Raw genomic sequence first — 4,978 nt, 5'->3', positions numbered from 1 at the left:
AGAGCCAATCTGTGAAGAAGGACGAACTGGCCGAGGAACGGGCAGAACGCAATGATGAAGCGATGAGTGCAAAGGCTGTTGCAGCACCATCCAATTCAGAGAAAAGCAATAATGCGGCTGCGATCCTATCCATACAAGCATCAGATCCTCAGAAAGAAGTTGGAAGCAATGACCAGTGCTCCGCGTCTGCACAATCCTCTCCCCCTGCACAAGAGGAAAGGGATTCTGCATCCCTGTCTAAAGCCTCTGCCACCAGCTCCCGCGATCAGGCGCAAAAAGAGAGGACAGAGGCAATCGAGAATAGCAGGGAATTGAAAAGCAGCCGATCAGAGCAGTCCGAAAAAATTGCGGGCATGAGAGCCGATCGCAATGTTGCAGCTGCTGACTCGAAGGCCTCAGCCGCAGATCTTCGGTCCCAGGCCGAGTCTGAGCGGACGAAAGCAAGAGAATTGGCCAAGGAGACGGCTCTCTCCAAGGCCGATGCAAAGAGCAGAGAGCTCGAGGAGCGCAGATCCAGATCTGCCGCCTGATATTACTAGTGCGATCTCGGACTGAACTCTTTCAGTTGCTTTTTTTCAAGCTTCTCGCTTTGATATTCTCATTATGCATCCCTCGTCGGTGTGCTCGACCTCGAGCTCCATCTTCAGCTCAGAGAACACCTTCTGCCAGTGGGATTCAATGCAGGTCTTGCAGTGCTCCTTGGCAATCAGGCTCGCCCCCACCCGTGCAAAAGACTTGGCACCCCCCATCTGGCCGCAGCGGAGTCGTCTGATCTCCACAAAGCCGTCCCCTTCTGCCACCTCCACCTGGCTTCCAAAAAGGTTCTTGTCATTGGTGGCTATGGCCATGGCAACGCTCTCCGGCTCGTCCAGGCCCAGCTGCTTGAAGGTGGCCGCAACCTGGCGGGCTCCGATATCCTGAAACTCCCTCAGGCCCTTCTTGCCAAGCTTCCGGGCCACATAGCCGCTGCTGCCGTAAAAGCTTCCCATCCACATGGCCACCACTCGCTGCTGGATCTGGTCCAGAGGGATATCCGGAACTTCTGTCATATCAGTTCAAGTGCGATCCAGACTATTATAATACTTCCGCGTCCGAACTGAGCTGAATGGAAGGCAAAGGGAGCGCGGCATGAGGAGCAATGTAGAGCTGCTAAGATAAAAAGAGATCAAATATCGCCATGCAGATATCTGGACAGCGCATCGACAAGATATGCGGCAACTCCGCCGGGATAATAGACCTCAAGGGCATCCAGCTCTGCCACCTTTCTCGGATCGAGAGAGCATTTTTTCAGATATCTTTCGTAGCGTTCCTCTTCCTCCCTTTGGCCTCTATTGCCATGTACAAGCGGAATCTTCAGCAATCCAATCTGGTCGGGCACCAGACCGATCGATTTCACCTCAATGCTTGCGCTGTGCCCCACGGGCCTTGAGCCGTCGATCAAATCCGCCAGATCATGGGCGAAGAATGCGTCCTTCGGGCTGAGGTCGGAGAGGGTAAGGATGGTGGTCTGGGCACAGGTACGGGCGAAAAGATTTGCTATGGCCTCCTTGGAGGGGCGGCCGTCGAACCAGATTAGAGCGATGCCATGCTTTTTGCATATGGGAATGAGAAGCGAAGAGAGCGAGGGCTTATTCAGCCAGACCTCAGTGGCCGGGGCGGATCTCATCTGGCCATCCGTGCGATCATTCGCCTGCATATCCGCCGGCAGAAAGCTGCCCTCGCCTGAGGTCTCCTCGATTATAGCCTCGAGGGATACGAATCCCATCGCTTTGGATTTTCGAGCCCATTTCAGGAGTTTTAGCCCATCCTGCTCATGGTAGGGCCTCATGATCCTGATCTCTCCTACAAATCCCCCGCAGATCGGGTATTCCGAATCCTTCATCTGCAGGGCATGATAGAAAAGCCCCCTCAACGTGGTCTTGGGCCTGCCGGTCCTCCGCAGAAAATCCTGGTAGACTCTGGCCACCCATTTGGATTTGGTCTTGTCCGTCTCAGTGAAGACATATGCCTCATTGGCTATGTTGCTGCCCATGCTCACACCTTTGCTGCCAATACCACAATTCTGCCACTGCCTTAAATTCAGGCCTGAGGTATATATGCTAAGTTGTTTCTCCGAGTATACTGCTCTGCGCAAAGCAGTATGCTTCGCAAGAAAGGATGTTAGAAGGCCATGCCCGAACTTCCCGAGGTAGAATCGGCCAGAGAGTATCTGGAGTCTGCAGTTCTCTGCCAGCCCATACAGGAGGTGCTGATCAGAGACGAGCGCATCCTCTCCCAGGTCACACCTGTCAAGCTCAATCAATGCCTGACAGGAAAGATCTTCCGATCCGTCCAAAGGCATGGAAAGAGGCTCTTTTTAGAGCTTGAGGAGGACCTGTGGCTCACGCTTCATCTGGGCATGACCGGATGGCTGATCTATCAGGATATGGGTGAGGTAGAGCCAGCCCATACTAGAATGCTGATCCGGTTCCAGAACGGCCGCCGTCTGGCCTTTGATGATCTTAGAATTTTTGGAGAGGTAGGACTCACAGAAAGCCCCTCCATTTTCCTGACGGAGGGAAAGATAGGGGCCGATGCCCTGCTGATAGACCGGGATGATTTTCTAAAGATCATGCGCAGCAGGAGGGGAACTATAAAGTCTTTGCTTCTCAACCAGAGGCTCATCTCCGGCATCGGGAACCTTTATTCTGATGAGGCCCTTTTTCAGGCGGGCATTCATCCCCAGTCCCGGAGCCTGGATGAGATGCAGCTATCTCTACTCATCTCAATTATAAAAGATGTTCTGACGACCTCGATCTCTGTCCGGGCGGATTTCAACCGCCTGCCCGAATCCTATCTCCTCCGCCATCGCCATCCTGGCGGTCGCTGCCCACGGGACGGAACACTTCTTCGGCATGAGAAGCTTGGTGGCCGGACCTGCTACTACTGTCCCGAGCATCAGAGACTGGCCGATTCCGGGCAGGAAGATGAGAGATGATTCCGATTGAGGTGATGATGGCACTATAGCTGTGAGCCAAAGTGTACACCTTCTCAATGCCCTGGCCAATGCATTCGTGGCCAGCTGGCCTCCAAAACTCCTGCCCATATCCCAGACGGTACACTTTCTGCAGGAGAGGCAAGAAGCGACATAAGAAATCCGAAATGATTAACTTCCTTCAGCACTAAGGGATTATAGATTTGTGACAATTGGCGCCGGGAGGAAGATGAAAGAGCAGCTTATTGCCCCTTGTGGGATGAATTGCGGAGTATGTATCAGTTACCTGGCGATGAAAAACGAGCTTGATAAAAAGGGATTCGTCAGAAAATACTGTCCCGGCTGCAAACCACGCGGTAAGAACTGCACCGTTATGGCAGATCAATGCGACCTGGTGGGAAAAGGGCTTGTGCGGTTCTGCTTTGAATGCGAGAAATTCCCCTGCCGCCGGCTAAAAAGCCTCGATAAACGCTATCGCACCAAATACCACATGAGCATGATAGAGAACCTCGAATTCATCAAGGAGCATGGCATGGAGCGATTCCTAAAAGAGGAGGCAGCAAAATGGCGCTGTCCTGAATGTGGGGAGCAGATATGCTGCCACAATGGGCTATGCCTGAATTGCAGCCTTGACAAGCTGCGCCAGAACAGGAAATACCGCTGGGAGGAGGAATAATGAAGAAAAGAGTGATTTCATGATAGAATTGCCAGAGGCGTTTAACCTTTCAAATCAGCTTAATGATACCGTTTTCGGAAAGCGTATCGCTGAGGTTACAGCGGTGCATACCCCGCACAAGCTGGCATGGTACTACGGTGATCCATCAGCCTATTCTGACCTCCTTGTTGGCAAGACTGTTGATATAGCCAGTCCGTTTGGCAGCATGGTGGAAATGAAGGCTGAAGGTGCCAATATACTGTTCGGCGAGGGTGTAAACATAAGACTTCATGAGAAGGTCGAGACATGCCCTGCCAAACACCAGCTTCTGATCGAGTTTGACGACAATTCCGCTCTTAGCCTTTCAGTTCAAATGTATGGAGGCGTAGGAGCGTTTGCGGAAGGCGAGCTGGATAATGATTATTACAGAGTGGCAAAAGAAAAGCCATCTCCGCTAACTCCGGCATTCGATAAAGCCTATTTCTGCGCAATTGTATCCCCGCCAAATGTTCAGAAGCTTAGCCTGAAGGGTTTGCTTGCCACCGAGCAGAGAATCCCAGGTCTAGGCAATGGTATTTTGCAGGATATACTCTTTAATGCGAAACTGCATCCGAAGAAGAAAGTTGGTTCGCTCTCTGATGGAGATAAAGAGGCATTGTTTGATTCTTTGAAGATCACAATCTGTGCGATGGCATCTAGAGGAGGAAGAGATACCGAACGGGATTTATTCGGCAATCCTGGTGGCTATGAGACCATATTGTGCAAGAACACTGTCAATAAGCCCTGTTCGATTTGCGGAACGATGATCAAGAAAGAAGCCTATATGGGGGGCAGTGTCTACTATTGTGATAAATGTCAAGAATTGTGAATATTGCTAATACATCCGATAAATCTATGAATCCGCGGGCGCGACAGCTAAACCAACGGCTCCGGCTGCTTTCCCTCCGGCGTCGCCGGCAAGCCTGCCCGGTGCAGCACCAGCTGCCCGGAAAAGTGGAGTCAACCCCTGATAGTAGACAGGCTGTTAAGCAACGGCACTAAACCAACCTCCAATTCGAACTGATCTAAGACATGTAATCCAGTGCCGAATGCAGTCTCTTCTTGTTGTAAATGTAAACCTCCTCAATGAAACCCCAGATGTTTCATGGATGAGACCGGTTAGGGATTCTGACCATCTATCCCTCAATGCTTTGGCCAATGCATTCATGGCAGATAGCCTCCTGGACTCCTGCCCATATCCCTGACGATACACTATCTGCAGGAGAGGCAAGAAGCGATATAAGAAATCCGAAATGATTAACTTCCTGCAGCACTTAGGGATTATAAATTGTGACAATTGGCGCCGGGAG

The 4,978-nt window shown here is 51.5% G+C and carries 6 protein-coding genes; 4 read left to right on the top strand and 2 right to left on the bottom strand.

Going from position 1 to position 4,978, the window contains the following annotated elements; all coding sequences use genetic code 11:
- Positions 1-530: hypothetical protein (locus BP822_RS05025; protein ID WP_286877860.1), on the top strand; the 530-nt coding region annotated here is incomplete at its 5' end.
- A gap of 45 nt (positions 531-575) precedes the next feature.
- On the opposite strand, the gene BP822_RS05020 is transcribed toward BP822_RS05025, so the two are convergent.
- Entirely contained in the window at positions 576-1,049 is a 474-nt protein-coding gene (locus tag BP822_RS05020) for a hypothetical protein (protein WP_286877858.1), read from the bottom strand.
- 116 nt (positions 1,050-1,165) lie between these two features.
- Positions 1,166-2,032 (bottom strand): hypothetical protein, encoded by an 867-nt coding sequence (locus BP822_RS05015; protein WP_286877857.1) that lies wholly within the window; start codon positions 2,030-2,032, stop codon positions 1,166-1,168.
- A 138-nt stretch (positions 2,033-2,170) separates the two neighbouring features.
- Here BP822_RS05015 and BP822_RS05010 point away from each other — a divergent pair, with 138 nt between their 5' ends.
- The 3 genes from BP822_RS05010 to BP822_RS05000 all read left to right on the top strand — a co-directional run bounded on the left by BP822_RS05010 (position 2,171) and on the right by BP822_RS05000 (position 4,497).
- A complete protein-coding gene (locus BP822_RS05010; protein ID WP_286877855.1) occupies positions 2,171-2,977 on the top strand; it encodes an Fpg/Nei family DNA glycosylase in 807 nt (268 codons plus the stop codon).
- Between the two features lie 226 nt (positions 2,978-3,203).
- Complete coding sequence (locus BP822_RS05005; protein ID WP_286877854.1) at positions 3,204-3,650, top strand: DUF3795 domain-containing protein; 447 nt, start codon at positions 3,204-3,206, stop codon at positions 3,648-3,650.
- Between the two features lie 19 nt (positions 3,651-3,669).
- On the top strand, positions 3,670-4,497 hold the full coding sequence (locus BP822_RS05000; protein WP_286877852.1) for a hypothetical protein: 828 nt from the start codon (positions 3,670-3,672) through the stop codon (positions 4,495-4,497).
- Positions 4,498-4,978 lie beyond the last annotated feature (481 nt).

This window comes from Methanosaeta sp. UBA458 (assembly GCF_002496085.1).
GTDB classification, from domain to species: Archaea; Halobacteriota; Methanosarcinia; order Methanotrichales; family Methanotrichaceae; genus Methanothrix; species Methanothrix soehngenii.
This window is presented reverse-complemented; position numbering and strand designations above follow the sequence as displayed.

Coding starts and splice junctions, on each gene's coding strand:
- BP822_RS05020 (WP_286877858.1), bottom strand. CDS start 1,049: ATGACAGAAGTTCCGGATATCCCTCTGGACCAGATCCAGCAGCGAGTG.
- BP822_RS05015 (WP_286877857.1), bottom strand. CDS start 2,032: ATGGGCAGCAACATAGCCAATGAGGCATATGTCTTCACTGAGACGGAC.
- BP822_RS05010 (WP_286877855.1), top strand. CDS start 2,171: ATGCCCGAACTTCCCGAGGTAGAATCGGCCAGAGAGTATCTGGAGTCT.
- BP822_RS05005 (WP_286877854.1), top strand. CDS start 3,204: ATGAAAGAGCAGCTTATTGCCCCTTGTGGGATGAATTGCGGAGTATGT.
- BP822_RS05000 (WP_286877852.1), top strand. CDS start 3,670: ATGATAGAATTGCCAGAGGCGTTTAACCTTTCAAATCAGCTTAATGAT.